General features: G+C 69.9%; 12 protein-coding genes and 1 pseudogene. 4 read left to right on the top strand and 9 right to left on the bottom strand.

Annotated features, from left to right (window positions below):
• Positions 1 to 6: 6 nt before the first annotated feature.
• Positions 7 to 924 carry an ABC transporter ATP-binding protein gene (locus tag ACYVLT_RS12795; protein ID WP_461120352.1) on the bottom strand — a complete coding sequence of 306 codons (918 nt, stop codon included), beginning with the start codon at positions 922 to 924 and terminating at the stop codon, positions 7 to 9.
• Between the two features lie 77 nt (positions 925 to 1,001).
• Positions 1,002 to 1,277: pseudogene (locus ACYVLT_RS12790) on the bottom strand (ABC transporter transmembrane domain-containing protein); the annotation flags it as partial.
• Between the two features lie 521 nt (positions 1,278 to 1,798).
• Here ACYVLT_RS12790 and ACYVLT_RS12785 point away from each other — a divergent pair.
• Together ACYVLT_RS12785 and ACYVLT_RS12780 are read left to right on the top strand one after the other, a co-directional pair.
• Positions 1,799 to 2,128 carry a hypothetical protein gene (locus ACYVLT_RS12785; RefSeq protein ID WP_461120351.1) on the top strand — a complete coding sequence of 110 codons (330 nt, stop codon included), beginning with the start codon at positions 1,799 to 1,801 and terminating at the stop codon, positions 2,126 to 2,128.
• Complete coding sequence (locus ACYVLT_RS12780; RefSeq protein WP_461120381.1) at positions 2,129 to 2,605, top strand: cation:proton antiporter domain-containing protein; 477 nt, start codon at positions 2,129 to 2,131, stop codon at positions 2,603 to 2,605.
• A 259-nt stretch (positions 2,606 to 2,864) separates the two neighbouring features.
• Here ACYVLT_RS12780 and ACYVLT_RS12775 read toward each other — a convergent pair whose 3' ends face one another.
• Positions 2,865 to 3,176 (bottom strand): tyrosine-type recombinase/integrase, encoded by a 312-nt coding sequence (locus tag ACYVLT_RS12775; RefSeq protein WP_461120350.1) that lies wholly within the window; start codon positions 3,174 to 3,176, stop codon positions 2,865 to 2,867.
• Between the two features lie 21 nt (positions 3,177 to 3,197).
• Positions 3,198 to 3,722, bottom strand: coding sequence for a DUF6326 family protein (locus tag ACYVLT_RS12770; protein ID WP_461120349.1), 525 nt, complete (start codon positions 3,720 to 3,722; stop codon positions 3,198 to 3,200).
• A gap of 159 nt (positions 3,723 to 3,881) precedes the next feature.
• Between ACYVLT_RS12770 and ACYVLT_RS12765 the strand changes: the two genes are divergently transcribed.
• On the top strand, positions 3,882 to 5,033 hold the full coding sequence (locus ACYVLT_RS12765) for a sensor histidine kinase (protein ID WP_461120348.1): 1,152 nt from the start codon (positions 3,882 to 3,884) through the stop codon (positions 5,031 to 5,033).
• Positions 5,030 to 5,677, top strand: coding sequence for a response regulator (locus ACYVLT_RS12760; protein ID WP_461120347.1), 648 nt, complete (start codon positions 5,030 to 5,032; stop codon positions 5,675 to 5,677). The genes ACYVLT_RS12765 and ACYVLT_RS12760 overlap by 4 nt, the downstream gene beginning before the upstream one ends.
• 893 nt (positions 5,678 to 6,570) lie before the next feature.
• On the opposite strand, the gene ACYVLT_RS12755 is transcribed toward ACYVLT_RS12760, so the two are convergent.
• From ACYVLT_RS12755 to ACYVLT_RS12735, 5 genes are all read right to left on the bottom strand, one after another.
• Complete coding sequence (locus tag ACYVLT_RS12755) at positions 6,571 to 7,467, bottom strand: helix-turn-helix domain-containing protein (protein WP_461120346.1); 897 nt, start codon at positions 7,465 to 7,467, stop codon at positions 6,571 to 6,573.
• 44 nt (positions 7,468 to 7,511) lie between these two features.
• Positions 7,512 to 9,293, bottom strand: a complete 1,782-nt coding sequence (locus ACYVLT_RS12750) for a copper resistance CopC family protein (RefSeq protein WP_461120345.1) — start codon at positions 9,291 to 9,293, stop codon at positions 7,512 to 7,514.
• Between the two features lie 70 nt (positions 9,294 to 9,363).
• On the bottom strand, positions 9,364 to 10,092 hold the full coding sequence (locus tag ACYVLT_RS12745; protein WP_461120344.1) for a YcnI family copper-binding membrane protein: 729 nt from the start codon (positions 10,090 to 10,092) through the stop codon (positions 9,364 to 9,366).
• A 31-nt stretch (positions 10,093 to 10,123) separates the two neighbouring features.
• The gene (locus ACYVLT_RS12740) at positions 10,124 to 11,077 is read right to left on the bottom strand and encodes a multicopper oxidase family protein (RefSeq protein ID WP_461120343.1); all 954 of its coding nucleotides are present in this window, start codon (positions 11,075 to 11,077) and stop codon (positions 10,124 to 10,126) included.
• Positions 11,078 to 11,236: 159 nt separating this feature from the next.
• Positions 11,237 to 13,954, bottom strand: coding sequence for a cupredoxin domain-containing protein (locus tag ACYVLT_RS12735; RefSeq protein ID WP_461120342.1), 2,718 nt, complete (start codon positions 13,952 to 13,954; stop codon positions 11,237 to 11,239).
• Between the last annotated feature and the right edge of the window lie 238 nt (positions 13,955 to 14,192).

Raw genomic sequence — 14,192 nt, 5'->3', positions numbered from 1 at the left:
CCACGCTCATCGGGCGTGTTCGTCGATGAGCAGCTGAGTGGCGGCGAAGTCGGCGTACATCGGATCACTCCGGACGAGCTCGTCATGAGTGCCGGCAGCACGCACGGTTCCGTTGTCCAGCACGACGATCCGGTCCGCCTGCGCCACCGTCGACAGCCGATGCGCCACCACGAGCACCGTCATCGTCTTCGCCGCGGTGGTGACCACGTCCCTGATCGCCATCTCGTTCGCGGCGTCCAGCTGCGAGGTGATCTCGTCGAGCAGCAACAACCGCGGACGGCTGAGCAGCGCACGGGCGAGCGCGACCCGTTGCCGCTCACCACCGGACAGGAAGGTGCCGCGATGCCCGACCGCGGTGTCCAGCCCGTCGGGCAGCCGCTCGACGAGAGCGTCCAGCCGGGTCTGCGCCACCACATCGCGAATCTCCTCGTCAGTCGCCTCCGGGCGCCCGTAGACGAGGTTCTCGCGCAACGACCCGGACAACAGCGGCGCGTCCTGTTCGACGTAGCCGATGCCCGCACGCAGGGCGGCCAGATCCCAGTCCGCCAGATCGCGGCCGTCCAGCAGGATCCGCCCGGCCGATGGCTCGTAGAACCGCTCGATCAACGCGAACAGCGTGGACTTGCCCGCACCGGAAGGACCGACGAACGCGGTCATGCCCGACGCGGGGACGTCGACGCTCACGCCACGCAGCACCTCCGGCCGGTCCGGTCCGTAGCGGAACCGGACGTCGACGAACGTCAGGCGAGCTCCGCCCTCCCCCGCGACCTCGTTGTCACCGGTGCCGAGCGGCTCGGCCGCCATCTGGTCGACCTCACTGAGCCTGCGCACCGCGGCGAGCCCGATCTGCAGCCTGCTACCGGCGTGCAGCAACTGCCCGATCGGCTCGTGCAGGTAGAACAGGAACAACAGGAGAGCAACCAAAGTGGACAGTGGGATCGCTCCAGCCGCGCACCGGTCTCACCGACAGCGCTCTGGGCGGCGTGGGACGCCTTCTCGATCATCGGCATCCCGGCCAGCGCGAGCAGGCCGACCACCAGGAGCACGGCCAGGGTGACGCCCAGCAGGACGAGGTCCATAACGCCCATCATGACGACCATCACCACGGTCGTCACCGAGCCGGTGACCAGCGAGACGAGGGCGTGCGTGCACACCTCGCGCAGCAACGTCGTGTCGCCGGTGAACCGCGACAGCAAGTCTCCTGGCTCGGTGCGTTGCACCGCGGGCACGCGCAACGAGAGCAGCCGCGTGGCCAGCCGTTTCCTGGCGACCAGCACGACCGACTCCGCCGGCACGTTCCAGCAGGTAGTCACCGACCATCGCGATCGCGGCACCGGCCAGCGCCAAGCCGACCAGCAGCGCCAGCAGACCGGTGATCCCGTCACCCGAGCCCAGCCGGTCCACCAGCGCCTTGGCCGTCAGCGGCTGTACGGCGGCGGCAAGACCGCTCAGCAGGACGAGCGTCCCTCCGAAAAGGATGGTAAGCCGCTGCGGTCTTGCGTACCCCAGGAGCGTTCGCCAGGTCGCGCGGTCGATCGGGGTGCGCACGGTAAGCAACTCCGTCTTCTCTGTTCGTGGCTGAAATGCGATCCGGGCAGGCGAAAACACCGCCGCGAACCGGCTCCACGATCATCAGCCACGTCGCACGTCGCACGGCACCGGCGAACCAGCTGAACCTTCCAGCCAGGTGACCCGGCAACACCCCCCACCTGGGGGATGACGGAAGGTCGAGTGTCCACAATGGTCCTGCGGACAGTACACTTCCCGTCCGTCACGCCGCCTCACGAAGCACGGTCACATGAACTCGCTGCTGCTCGTGATCGCGATCGCCATGTCGGTCCGCTCCCTCGCCGCGTCCCGGCTGGACCGGTGGAACCTCGGTGCACCGGTCGTCATCGTCGCGGCGGGTGTCGTCATCGGTCTGGTCAACGAACAGTCGATCGAGATCGCGCTGAACACCCAGGCGATGTTATACATGGCCGAGATCGTGCTCGCCGTGCTGCTGTTCGTGGACGCCACCGAGGTTCGCGGCGGACGGTTGTGGGGCAGCTCACCGGGGCTTGCGGCCAGGGTGCTGCTCATCGCGATGCCGCTCAGCCTCGTCGCGGCGATGCTGCTCGGCTGGTGACTGTTCCCCGGCCTGCCCTGGCCGGTGCTCCTGCTGCTCGCCGGCGTGGTCGTGCCCATCGACTTCGCCCCCGCCGAACGGGTCGTGCGCGATCGCGGTCTGTCGTCGCGGGTGCGCAGCGTCCTCAACGTGGAAAGCGGCTACAACGACGGCATCATCTCGCCGCTGTTCCTCTTCGCGCTGATCCTGGCGGGCGACCACACCCAGGAACGCACACCGCTCTCCGCGCTGGCCACCGTGCTGCCCTTCGCGCTCAAGGCCCTCATCGCCGGCCTCCTGCTCGGTGCGGCACTCGCGCTGCTGCTGACCGCTGCGCACCGCTCGGGCTGGCTGACCGAACAGTCCGGCCGCGTCGTCGTGCTGCTGGTGCCGCTGCTGACCTACACCGCCACGGTCGCCTGCTCGTCACCGTCACCGTGGTCCTCAGCAGCGTCGTGCTGCACGGCATCGGCGCCGGCCCCACCGTCAAATGGCTGACACCCGCCGCAAAACCGGCTCGTCGCTGAACTCCCCACGATCATGCGACGGAACCGCGCAGGCTCTAGTCCGCATCCGCGAGCACCACGTGACCTGTTGGTCAGCGTCGCCGGCACGAAGTCGCCGAGGACCAGGGTGCCCGACCCACTGCCAGGGCGTACACGCGCAGCCACGAGACCAGGACGGCCTCGCCGAAGGCCGACGCCGCGAACACTCGCGGTTGGGCCGGCGACGCTTGGTCACCTGCCGGTGCGGACGATCACCAACGGTGTGGTGGACCGAGCTCGCCCGCGTCGGTGACCGACCGCTTGTCGGGGTGCAGGTACCGCTGAGTCGTGGTGAGCGATCCGTGACCGGTGATCCGCTGGAGGTGGTGCACCGGTACCCCGCCGTCGGCGAGCCAGGTCAGGCCGGTGTGGCGGAGGTCGTGTCGGCGCAGGTACTCGTAACCGAGCTTGGTCACGACCTCGTCCCAGTGGGTGGCGTCGCGCAGTACCCCCGTGGAGATGCGCCCGCCACGTGGCCCGGTGAACAGTCGCGCGTCCGGCCTGCCGTTGACCACGGACGACATTCTCGGCAAGCACAGGGGCAGTCACGCCTGCTGCGGCCTGCGGAGTGGCTCGCTGTCGAGGCCGGCTGCCAGGGTCGCCGGTGATGCGGTGCGGCGTGGCCAGGTCCAGGCGGAGCGCAGGATGAACGCCAGGAGCAGCACCTCAAGTCCGATGGAGAGGCCGTAGAAGTAGGAGTAGGTCCAAGTCTCCGCTGCCGCGTTGAACATCGAGACGGGGATGTAGAGCGTTGCGACGACGAGGTTGATGGTGCGGTTGACACGGGCGGGCAGTGTCACGGAGAGCAGGATCATGAGGATCGGGATGGCCATGAGTGCGAGCGCGATGGCGACGAAGGTTGGGCCGGTGTCGAACTCGTAGACGACGCCGGCCAGGAGGTCGTCGAGGAAGCCGGGCTTGTACAGGGCGAGGTAGTCGACGTAGATGTAGAGGAACATGAAGCTGGTCCATGCCGCTGCGAGTTTGGCCCGCACGGGCATGCGCAGCTCCTCCAGCGTGTTCCGGGACGGCGGATTCTCTGGTGCGGTGTGGGATTGAGGCGTTCTCATCAGTGCTCCTTGGCTTGATCGGGTGGGTGCTTCCACCTTCACGGATGCCGGCGGCGGGCACATCAGCCGCGGAGCCTGGTTCGACCTGGCCGTCGGCACAGCCGGGCTCTTGTACTTTTGGCGGAGGCACCGAGCACGCGGGGTGCCTAGGCTGATCAGATGGCCACCAACGCGCTCCGCTCGCTGTGGGCCGAACCTCGACCCACGAATGCCCCGGGCCGGGGGCCGCGGGACTGGGTATTGGTCGCAGTACTGATCTGCTGGTCGGTGGTGGAAGTGGTGCTTCGCCAGGACCTGGCGCCACGCCCGCTGCTGCTGCCCGCGGTGCTCGCGGTCCTCGGCCCCCTGCTGTGGCGACGCACGCACCCGCTCGTCGCGGTTGCGGTCTCCTGCGGCACGTTGACGATCGTCGACGTCGTCAGAATTCTCACCGGGTCGCAAGGCGCCCTGCTGAACAGCAGCATTGCGGTGCTGATCATGGCCTACGCCCTGTTCCGGTGGGGCTCCGGTCGGGAAGCCGCAAGCGGCCTCGGCGTCATCCTGCTCTGGCTGGCCGTCATCACCACCCACGGCGCCGACCCCACCACCCCGGCGGAGGCGGTCGCGGGATATGCGTTCTTCCTGTTCGCCGCCGCGCTCGGCGCCGCGATCCGCTATCGCGCGAAGATCCGCATCCGCGACATCGACCAAGCCAAGGCCCGCGAACGCGAACAGCTCGCTCGCGAGCTCCACGACACCGTCGCCCACCACGTCTCGGGCATCGCCATCCAGGCCCAAGCAGGACGTGCCATCGCGGCCTCCCACCCCGAGCGTGCCGTCGAGGCCCTGGCCGTCATCGAGGACGCAGCGACCCGCACCCTCACCGAGCTGCGCGCCATCGTCGGCGTGCTCCGCGCCTCACAGGACACCGGGTTCGCGCCGCAGCCCGGCGTGGCCGAGGTCGAGCAGCTCGCCGCTGACGGCCAGACGGGTCCCTGCGTCGAGGTGACGCTGTTCGGCGAGTTCGACGACCTCAGCCCGGCGGTCGGGGCGGCGATCTACCGCCTGGCCCAGGAGTCCATCACCAACGCTCGACGGCACGCCCGCCACGCGACCCAGGTCACCGTCGTCGTCACAGGTGACACCGACCAGGTACGGCTGACCATCGACGACGACGGCTCCGCCGCCGGCGGCCGCGCCCCAGCAGGCTACGGCCTGGTGGGCATGCGGGAACGCGTCTCACTGCTCGGCGGCACCTTCCACGCAGGCCCCGCCGCCGAGCGCGGCTGGCGGGTGGAGGCGGTCCTGCCTCGAACCGGGACGCCACGATGAGCATCAGGGTCCTCATCGCCGACGATCAGCTCATCGTGCGCACCGGGCTGACGATGCTGCTCGACGCCCAGCCCGACATCGAAGTGGTCGGCGCGGCCGCGGACGGGCGCGAGGCAGTCCGCCTGGCGCTCCAGCTGCGCCCCGACGTCGGCCTGTTCGACATCCGAATGCCGCTGATGGACGGCATCGAAGCCACCCGACGCCTCGCCGGCCCCGACGTCACCGATCCCCTGCCGATCGTGGTCATCACCACCTTCGACCTCGACGAGTACGTCCACGGGGCGCTCAAAGCCGGCGCCCGCGGGTTCCTGCTCAAGGACGCCGGCCCCACCCTGCTGACCCAGGCCATCCACGCCGCCGCCGACGGAAACGCACTGATCGCACCCAGCGTCACCGTCCGGCTGCTCGCCGCGTTCGCCCACGCACGGACCTCACCACCGAGGCAGCCGATAGAACCGCTCACCGCCCGCGAGGAGGAAGTCCTCGTGCCGGTAGCCCAAGGCCGCACCAACAATGAGATCGCCGGCGAGCTCTGCATCACCCCAAGCACCGTCAAAGCCCACCTCGCCAGCCTCATGCGAAAGCTCGGCGCCCGAAACCGCGTCGAGGTCGCCATGTGGGCCCACGAAACCGGCCGCATCTGACACCGCAAAGGCTCGCGTGCATATCGGCCTGCGGGGTGTCAGAACTCTGCACTGCGACGATCGCGCACGCTGGACCTTCAGGGCACGATCGTGAGGTGTGGCGTTACGGCGCTGTACCTGATCTTCGTCCGACTCGGTGATTGGCTGGTCCTGCTCGGCCGGTCCTGCGCGGCCAAGGACGTGGCGTGGTGGTACTGCGGCACGAGGTCGGCGTGCTGCGCCGGACCACTCCCCGCCCGAGGCTGGAATGGGCCGATCGCGCACTGCTCACCGCGTTGACACGGCGCCTGCCACGACTGCTGCGTGCGCACCGGTTGGTGACACCGGGCACCGCCCTGCGATGGCACCGACGCTTGGTCGCGAAGAAGTCGACCTACCCGAACCGGACCGGGCGACCGCCGGTCGACGACGCCGTGGTGACGATGATCGAGCGGATGGCCCGGGAGAACGCCGCGTGGGGCTACCGACGGATCCAGGGTGAGCTGCTCAAGCTCGGCCACCGGGTGGCCGACTCGACCGTACGGCGCGTGCTCAAGCGCCTGCGCCCCACCACCACCCCCAGACCACCCGACCGCAGAGCCGGACTGCACCTCGATACGCCGCCGACCAGTCCTCGGCGGCCTGATCAACGAGTACGAACCCACAGCAGCCTAACCACAGGTCAGGTCCTGTGGCCGACTGTGACACCCCACATCCGAAGCACCGATGGCAATCCCGACACCGAAGGAGAGCGCGCCGAGACCTCTCGACCCGATGCGGACGACGGCACCTCGATGGGCTTGGTTGATCGTGCTCCCCGTCGCCCTACCCGTGATCCACGCGCTGTGGCAGCGGTCCTCCCGACGTTGACGGACGTGGCTGGCCGGCGTGGCGGCGCCGGCCAGCACGGTTCGTCAGGACGTGCCGACGTGCGGCGGGACCGGTAGTGACAGCTTCTCCAGCAGCACCGGCCCGTTCACCGGTTCCTCGACCGCGAACCGCACCGACACCCGGTCCGCGTGCCGCGCGGTCCACGCGGTGACCGCTTCGGCTCCGCGCGTCGGCCGCCAGCCCGGCACGATGGTGAGCGGGCGGTTGCGTTGGCGTAGCAGTCGGGTGAAGAACTCCGCCACCTGGGAGCCGTCGAACGGGTCCACAGTGGACAAGAACAGCACCGTGCCCTGCGTGGACACGGCGTAGAGCACGGCGACCTCCTGCCCGCCGACCTCCTGCCCGCCGACCTCCGTGCCGACCTCCGTGCCGGCCGCGTCCAGCCGAGGACCGGTCCGCTGGTGGGTGGGCGACCGGTCGATCCACCACGTCTCACCGCCGACCGGCGCGGTGGCGGCGGACCTCGCAAGCTGCTCGACGCGGCGGTCACCGAGCCGGTTGGACAGGACCGACTCGGTGAGCACACCCCACCGGATGAGGTAGTTGCGCACCGTCGTGACCGAAAGGGCGATGCCGAACCGGTTGTTGACCAGTTCGGCCAGCGCCTGGTTCGTCCACAGCCAGTACCTCAGCCCGGCCTGCTCGGGACCGCGGGTCGTCACCGTCCGGATCGTCCACAGCTGCTGGGCGTACGACAGCGCGAGCTGCTCGCCCTGCCGTCTCCCTCTTCGTCTGCTCTGCAGCGCTTCCTCCCCCCTCGCCCGGTACTCGCGGTGCCAGGTGCTGATCGTCTGCCTGGACACGCCGAGCATCCTCGCGACCTCAGCCCGGGAAGCCCCGGACTCGACCGCCGCGATGGCGCGCCGGCGCAGGGCTTCCAGGGCGTCGGGGGGTAACTTGCGTGCGTCTTGGGGGTGCATGATCGCGTCACCGTCCGTTCGGCTCATCACCGCGTGCGCGGGGATCAGGGAATGCCCACGGGAACGTCAACGATGGCCTCATCGACATCGGACGTGCGAATGGCCAACGACAACGACCATGCTCCGGATACGGGCACGGAGAACGCGTTCGACACGTAATGTCCTGGTGCACCACCGTAACGCAACGGCACGGGCAACGGCGCCGGTGACCGCTCCGGGTGGCTCAGCGACGCACGCACTTCGGCGACCGCCTTCGGCTGCCCCCGCTCGTCCAGCACGGCCACGTGGAGCTCGCGCCCACCGGACGCGCCGGGCGCGACGAGTGCCGCGACCTTGCCGCGACCGGCGGCCCCACCGGCGTCGAAGTCGGCGGTGACCGGCTCGCCGGGAGCGGGGGCGGGCCGCGTCGGCGGTGGGGCGGGGCTGGTCGCCGCGGCCTGCTGCACCGCGACGGTCTCGGTGTTGACCAGCACCGCCGTGAACCCCAGCACGACGGTCGCGATGACCGCCTCGGCGACGACGACCGCCCCGAAGCGCCGGACCTGCGCGTGCCCGGGTCCCCGCGCCGCCCGGCGCTTGTCCGACACCGTGACCACCGCGAAGCCGTAGTGGCGCTGCACCCAGCGCCGAGCCGCGGCGCCGAGCGCGAGGAGCACGACCACCAGCACGGCCTTGCCGAGCAGCACCCGCCCGTAGGACGTGCCGACGAGGGCGGACGGGGTGCCCACGAGCCGCCAGGACTGGAACAGCCCGGTGGCCACCAGCACGAGGACCGACACCAGCGCCACCTGGGAGAACCGGGGCACCGCCACGCGCATCGCGGGCACGTCGTCGGACCGCACGACCACGGCCGCGACGACCACGAGACCGCCCAGCCACACGGCCATCGCGGTGAGGTGGGCCGCGTCGGCCACCAGCGCGAGCCCGACCAGGTCGCCGCCCGCGCTGTGGGAACTCGCGCTCCACGTGGCCGCGAGCACGGCCGTGGCCGCCAGCACCGCGACGCCGCGACGCCGGGGGTCGGCGACCTCGTGCCGGTGGCGCGAGAACCACCGGAGGGCGACGCCCACCAGCACCAGTACCAGCAGGCGGGCGAGCATCGCCAGGCCCAGCCGCGTGCTCGCCGTGGCGGCGACCAGGGACGGGTCCAGCGCGGCGGACAGCGGCCGGCCCGTCGCGTACGGCCCGTACAGCAGCAGCACCAGGACGGTGGCCGCCAGCAGGGACCACCACCCGCCGGCCAGCAGCACGCGGACCCGCCTGCCGACCGTGGTGCCGGCTTGGCACCACACGGCGAAGAACGCCGCCCCGGCCAGCAGCGCCAGCCCGGCGAAGGACAACCACTTGGCCGTCCCGTACGAGAGCACGACCGCCCGGTCGGGTTCGGTGTGCGGGCCGGCCGGTGGCGCCGCCGCCGCGGCCGACGACGTGGACGGCTGTCCCACGCTGAAGACGAACCCGCCGCGGATCGGGTGGGTGTCCGCGGAGGTGACCTGCCAGTCGACGGTGTAGGTCCCGTCCGACAACGCCCTGGGCACGGCGACCACCACCGCCTCGGGCCGGCCCGCCGGGTGGGTGGGCGCACCGGTGGTGATCGTGTCCCCGCCCGGTCCCAGCAGCCGGATCGCGGCCAGGCCGAGGTCCACCGGCTCGCTGAAGGTCAGCGACACCTCGGCGGGTGACGCGGCGAGCACGTCCCACCCGGTCGGACTGGTCGAGACGACGGAGGCGTGCGCCTCGGCCACGCCCTGGCCGCCCAGGACGGGCAGCACCGCCAAGGCGAACGCGACGCACGCGCGCACGAAAGTGTTGGTGGCTCCTCGCACCGCTCTTCCTCTCACCAGGGGTAGGCACGGGGTCGACGGCCGGCGAAGGGCCGTCGACCCCGCGCGGTGGTCAGACCCGTGCCGGTGACTTCCCGGCCGGTTCCACGGGGACGGGCGCCGGCGCCGACCGCCGCCGCGTCGTCAACGCCACGCCGAGCGCGGCGAGGCCGGCCACCAGCCCGATGCCGCCGAGCACCCGGCCGAGCGGATCGGCGCCCCCGGACGGTGGCGGGGCGGGCGCCGCCTGCGGTGCGGGCGCGGCGGCCACCTTCAACGTCGGGGCCGGGTGCTCCGGGCGGTCCGCGCCGTCCTGCTGGAGGTCGATCCACCGGACGACCTCACCGTTGGAGTAGGTCTGCACCGCCTTGAACACCAGCTTGCCGTCGGTCTTCGGCAACGGCCCCAGGGATACGGGGAACTCCTGGAACTGGCCGGGCAGCACCGCGCCGCCCTCCCAGGCGATGGCCGTCACGACGTCGGTCGACCCCTCCTCCCCCGCCGCCACGGGCTGGTCGGACTTCTCCTTCGTGGTCACGGCCGTCCACCCCGGTACCGGTTGCACGGACACCGAACGGAACCGGTGGTCGGTCGGGAGGGACACCTCCAGCCGCGTCGTCGAGGCGTTCTCGCGCTCGTTGGGCACGCGGAACACCACGCGGGCGTAGCCGCCCGGTTCCGCGGTGCCCGGGGAGACGGTGACGTGCGCCGACGCGATCGGTGCGAACAGGACGGTCGCGGACGCGACGACCCCCAGCGCGAGGGCGAACGTGGTGCGTCGCGTGAAGTTGTGCCAGGACATGGGTTTCCTTCCGGTTCGCGTGCTTGGCGCGTCAGCCGCCCAGCGGCAGGGGCAGGGGCAGGGGCAGTCCGATCGTCGGCGGGTCGACGTTGAAGATGGACACCAACCCGGCCATGCCCGTGTGGGTCTCGGCGTGGGAGAAGATGTGGCAGTGGATCATCCACTTGCCGACCCTGGTCGGTGTCCAGATCAGGTCGTAGGTCTGCCCGACGCCGACCAGCACGGTGTCCATCTGCTGGGGTGACGGCAACCGCCTGCCGTCCTGCGCCACCACTTCGAAGTAGCCGCCGTGCAGGTGGATCGGGTGGATCATCTCCGGGCCGGAGCCGATCAGCCGGATGCGCACCCGCTCGCCCACCCGGGCCCGCAGCGGCGCGGTGGCGGGGAAGCTCTTGCCGTTGAACACGAAGCCCAGCGGGCCGTCGCCGATGATCAGCCGGTAGTCGCGGTCCGAGGCGATGTCACCGAACCTGGGCACCACCTCCAGCGAGCCGTAGAGCCCGCGGCCCTCCTGGTCGCCGTGCATGTGCGAGTGGTACCAGTGGGTTCCGGTGCTGATGGCCTTCCACTGGTAGGTGTAGCTCTGCCCCGGCGCGATCTCCGGCTGGGTCAGGTTGGGCACGCCGTCCTGGTCGTTGGGCAGGTCCATGCCGTGCCAGTGCAGCGCGGTGGCCTCCGGCAGGTCGTTCTGCAGGATGAAGCGCACGGTGTCGCCCTCGTTGATCCGGATCACCGGGCCGGGCACGATCCCGTTGTAGGCGAACGCCTGCCGGACGTTGCCGGGCGAGACCTCCCAGTTGATCGGCGCCGCCCGCAGTCGGAACACCTTGACGCCGTCGACGACCTCGTACGTCGCGAGCCGCGTCCCGTCACCGAGGTCCTCCGCCGCCGCGGCGGGCGGCACCGGGTCCGCGACGGGCGCTGGGGCGGAGCCGAACGCCGTCACGCCCACCGCGACCGCGGTCACGACGAGCAGGAAGGCCATCAGGACGGGTAGGATCGCGCGTCTCGCGGGGGTGCGGGACGCGTCTGTCGTGAACATGTCTTCGCTTGCCAACTCGGTGGACATGGGCCGCCTTCCGCAGGGCGCCCACGGGCCGGGAAACCACCTCGGGGTGGCTTCCCGGCCGCGTGGTGGGTGGTGTCAGCAATCGGTGGAGTAGGTGATCGGGTGCCGCTGACGGCAGGTCAGCTGGTCGTTCACCGGGTTGCTGGGCACCTTCTGCACCCAGCCGTTGTAGACCAGCGGCACGGCGAGCACGCCCATGCCGCCCATGCCCATGTAGTCGACGACCTGGTCGTCCGTCGCGGTCGTGGACGTCGAGTCGAGCACCATCTTCCCGACCACGGCGGCGTCGGACGGGCTGCCGTCGCCGTTGGGGTCGGTGTCGACCACGATGAGCGTGTTGGCGAACTTGCTGGAGATGTAGGCGTAGTAGCCGCCACCCCGCTTGGCGCCGTAGTTGATGCCGTGGCAACCGGAGTCGCACGGCAACCACTTCACGATCTCATCGGTCTTCGGGTCGATGACCGTGATGTTCGATGTCAACGTGTTCGCCACGAGCACCGCGTTGCCGTCCGGGGTCACCGGCAACTGGATCGGCAGGCCGCCGAACGGGCCGCGCTCTCCGGCCACCGGGTCGTAGTTGCGCCACAGGTCGATCTGCTTGTTGTGCACCGTGGCGCCGCCGTCCTTGCAGGCGTCCGCCTTGAGCGAGATGCACGAGACCGTGCCGCCCATGAAGTTCGCCTCGTAGGCCTTCGCGCCGTCGGGGGTGATGCCCGTGGCGATCGGCAGTTCGCCGGTGGCCTCCTTCCGGATGTTGCCCGTGGGGATGTCCACGATGGTCGAGTCGTAGCTGTTGACGTTCGGCGTGACCATGGTCTTGCCGTCGCCGGTCATCCAGTGCGCGTGCGGGTTCGCGACCTTCTCACCCACGCCTTGGACCGGGATGCGGCGGTCGATCTTCGTGCCGCCCGGCGACAGTTCGACCACCGACGCGCCGCCGTTGAGGGCGACGTGGAGCTGGTCGGTGTCGGTCCTGGTCATCACGTGCGAGGGGTCGGGCCCGACTTCGATCTGCCGGACGAACCGGCCGGTCGCCCGCTCGAAGACGTCGAGCTTGTTGCCGAACCACTCGGTTTGGTAGATGTACCGCTCGTCCTTGTCGGTCCACATGTTGTGCGGGTTGTTCATGTTGACCTCGGGCAGCGCCACCTTGCGGTCCACCGTCCACGACGTGACGTCGACCTTGGTCGCGGTGCCGGACTTGGTCTTGCGCGCCGTCTTCTCCATCTGGGTGTCGATCCAGACCTCACCCACGCCGGGGGTGCCCGGCCGCTGGTTCAACGCCGGCAGGGTCTTCGGCGTGTTGAACTTGTTCTTGAAGTAGGCGTCCAGGATCGGGACGAGCTGGGGCGAGCCGTTCGAGTCGTACATCAGGATCGGTGCGGGCGGGAACGTCGGGTTCCAGGTCCGCTCCTCCGTGTTGCTGAACTTCTGCCAGTTGCCCGGCGAGGTGATGTTGAAGAACTTCTGCACCAGCTGCGAGATGATGTCCGCGTCGGAGGGGACGTTCAGCGCGCGGCTGTTGACCTTGAGCTTCTTGCCGAAGTCGAGGCCCGGGGTGAGCGGGTCGTCCACGACGACCGCACCCAGCATGTACGGGTGGATCTTGCAGACGAACGCGTAGAGGCCCGGTTCGGTCAGCTGCGCGGTCGTGCTGCCGACGAAGGCGCCCGGCTGGTCGAACGGGAAGCCCGCCGCGCCCTCCGGCCAGATCAGGTTCGTGATGGTGTGCGCCGACTCCGCGTCGGGCGCCGAGATGTCGAAGTTCACCGTCACGGGCAGGCTGATCGTCGTGCTGGACACGTAGCGCTGGATGTCGGCCAGCACCCTCATGAGGTCCACGCCGACCGGCAGGTCCAGCAGCGCGGTCTTGGCGTTGGCCGGGCGGGACGCCATCTGCTGGGTGAGCTGGGTGATCAGCGAGTTCGCCCTGATCGACCGCAAGTCCAGAGGGGAGAGCACCTTGCCGATCGCGTTGCGCAGGTTGTCCAGCCCGAGCAGCTGCGCCGGGTCGACGCCGAGGCTGGAGATCAGCGGTGACCCGTTGTTGAACTGCAACTGCGTCAGGCGAGCCAGGTCACCGTTGAGCAGGTCGCTCGCGGCCGAGCCGAGCAGCGCGCCGTTGCCCAGCAGCGGCAGGCCGTTGAGCGGCAGGCCGGGGATGAGCCCGCCAGGCTTGACCCGCGGCAGCTCGGCCACGGCCAGGGACCTCGTGCCGAACAGGTTCAGGTTCGTGTCGTACCAGGAGCCCTGGTTGTCGGTGATGTGGAACGACACCGGGACTGGTCCGCCACCGATCGGCAGGCCACCGGAGCCGGTGGTCGTCGTCGGGGCGGGTGCCTGGGGGCTGGTGGTGGTCGTGGTCGTGGGCACCGTGGTGGTCGTCGTCGGGCCCGTGGTGGTGGTCGTGGTGGTCGTGGTGGTCGTCGGGGCCGTGCCGCCGACCACCACGGTGCCGAGCATGTCCGGGTGGAAGCGGCAGCGGTAGTTGACGGTGCCGGCGGTGGTGAAGGTGAACGAATAGGAGTCCCCGGGGTTCACGTCCGAGGACAGCGGGCCGCCGGTGACGCTGTGCGCGACGCCGTTGGTCTCGTTGTTGGTCCACCTGACGGTGTCACCGACCTGCACGTTCAGGGTCGGTGGGTTGTATTGGAGGTTCTGCATCGACACCGTGAACGTGGCCGCGGTGGCCGTCGGCGCGGTCAGCCCGACGCCCGCCAGGGAGAGCAGCAGCGCCGAACCGAGCGCGGCGGCCCGTTGCCGGCGACGGCGTCTCCCTCCCGAAGAGAACATGCGTGGTACGTGCAGAGAGCGCATTGTTTCCCCTTCTGAGACCTATTTCGTCACATCGGAAAACCTTCGCACATGACCGGTGAACCGTCACCCCGAAGGCATCTCAATACATCCGCGACCAATGTCCGAGCGATTACCCGTGCGTTAATGGTCGGTCAACTGAGTCGCACACGACGCCGCCGAATGATGTGACCAACAGCTAACAGAACCGTTTGTCACACAGAATGCACGACAGCGC

The organism is Saccharothrix stipae, assembly GCF_054781895.1.
The sequence above is the reverse complement of the archived record's forward strand: the minus strand, read 5'-3'. Positions and strand labels throughout refer to the sequence as shown.

Excerpts from the sequence above, each read along its gene's own strand:
- ACYVLT_RS12745 (WP_461120344.1), bottom strand. The coding sequence starts at position 10,092 with ATGTCCTGGCACAACTTCACGCGACGCACCACGTTCGCCCTCGCGCTG.
- ACYVLT_RS12755 (WP_461120346.1), bottom strand. The coding sequence starts at position 7,467 with ATGCACCCCCAAGACGCACGCAAGTTACCCCCCGACGCCCTGGAAGCC.
- ACYVLT_RS12735 (WP_461120342.1), bottom strand. The coding sequence starts at position 13,954 with ATGTTCTCTTCGGGAGGGAGACGCCGTCGCCGGCAACGGGCCGCCGCG.
- ACYVLT_RS12760 (WP_461120347.1), top strand. The coding sequence starts at position 5,030 with ATGAGCATCAGGGTCCTCATCGCCGACGATCAGCTCATCGTGCGCACC.
- ACYVLT_RS12740 (WP_461120343.1), bottom strand. The coding sequence starts at position 11,077 with ATGGCCTTCCTGCTCGTCGTGACCGCGGTCGCGGTGGGCGTGACGGCG.
- ACYVLT_RS12770 (WP_461120349.1), bottom strand. The coding sequence starts at position 3,722 with ATGAGAACGCCTCAATCCCACACCGCACCAGAGAATCCGCCGTCCCGG.
- ACYVLT_RS12775 (WP_461120350.1), bottom strand. The coding sequence starts at position 3,176 with ATGTCGTCCGTGGTCAACGGCAGGCCGGACGCGCGACTGTTCACCGGG.
- ACYVLT_RS12765 (WP_461120348.1), top strand. The coding sequence starts at position 3,882 with ATGGCCACCAACGCGCTCCGCTCGCTGTGGGCCGAACCTCGACCCACG.
- ACYVLT_RS12785 (WP_461120351.1), top strand. The coding sequence starts at position 1,799 with ATGAACTCGCTGCTGCTCGTGATCGCGATCGCCATGTCGGTCCGCTCC.